The 1,143-nt window shown below is 71.7% G+C and carries 1 protein-coding gene; it reads left to right on the top strand.

Annotated elements, in window-relative coordinates; all coding sequences use genetic code 11:
- Positions 1–53 precede the first annotated feature (53 nt).
- Positions 54–1,143: lipopolysaccharide assembly protein LapB (locus tag GL325_RS15845; RefSeq protein WP_187770145.1), on the top strand; the 1,090-nt coding region annotated here is incomplete at its 3' end.

The following is a 1,143-nucleotide window of genomic DNA, read 5'->3' on the forward strand; positions in this document are numbered from 1 at the left end:
GCTGCATTTGTGCCCCTATCGTGAGGGCACACCTCGCGGAAGGACCCGAGAACATGGCTGAATCACGCAACCCCGCCGGCCGAGGCCGCAACAACAACAGCGGCGGATCCCGCAACGGCTCCAGCCGCCCCAACACCAGCGGCTCCCGCAGCGGCGGCACCTCGCGTCCCAGCAGCAGCAGCGGCAGCCGGCCCTCCAGCAGCGGCGGCAAGCCCACTGGCTCCGGCTCACGCCCCACCAGCAGCGGCAGCGGATCCCGCAGCGGCAGCAGCCGGCCCTCCAACAGCTCCGGCTCGCGTCCCACCAGCGGCGGCGGCCCCCGCACCCCCGGGTCCGGCGCCCGCCGCAACTCCGACCGACCCGGCACCAACCGCCCCAGCGGCGGCCCGCGCTCGACCACCGGCAACCGCCCCACCACCGGCGGCCCCAACCGCGACCGCCGCGCCTCCGGCCCGGACCGCTCCGACGCCCAGAAGACCTACGACGGACCCCCGATCCCCGACGACGTCTCAGCCAAAGACCTCGACAAGTTCGCCCGCCAAGAGCTCCAGGGCCTGCCCGACAAACTCGCCGACAAAGTCGCCCGACACCTCGTCATGGCCGGCATCCTGCTCCACGAAGACCCCGAACTGGCCCACAAACACGCCCTCGCCGCCCGAACCCGCGCCATGCGCGTCGGCCTGGTCCGCGAAGCCACCGGCGAAACCGCCTACGCCCTCGGAAACTGGGCCGAAGCCCTCGCCGAGTTCCGCGCCGCCAAACGCATGACCGGCCGCGGCATCTACGCCCCCATGATGGCCGACGCCGAACGCGCCCTCGGCCGCCCCGAAAAAGCCCTCGAATACGACACCCCCGCCATCCGCGCCGCCCTCGACGAAGCCGGCAACACCGAACTCACCATCGTCATCGCCGGCGCCCGCCGCGACCTGGGCCAAACCGACGCCGCCCTCCAACTCCTCGAATCCGAACCCCTCAACACCAAAAGCCGCCACGACTGGATCACCCGCCTGCGCTACGCCTACGCCGACACCCTCGCCGCAGCCGGACGCACCCAAGAAGCCATCACCTGGTTCCACCGCGTCGCCGGCACCGACACCCACGGACTCACCGACGCCCAAGACCGCATCAACCAACTCGAAAACT

This window comes from Aeromicrobium sp. 636 (genome assembly GCF_024433585.1).
GTDB lineage: Bacteria > Actinomycetota > Actinomycetes > Propionibacteriales > Nocardioidaceae > Aeromicrobium > Aeromicrobium senzhongii.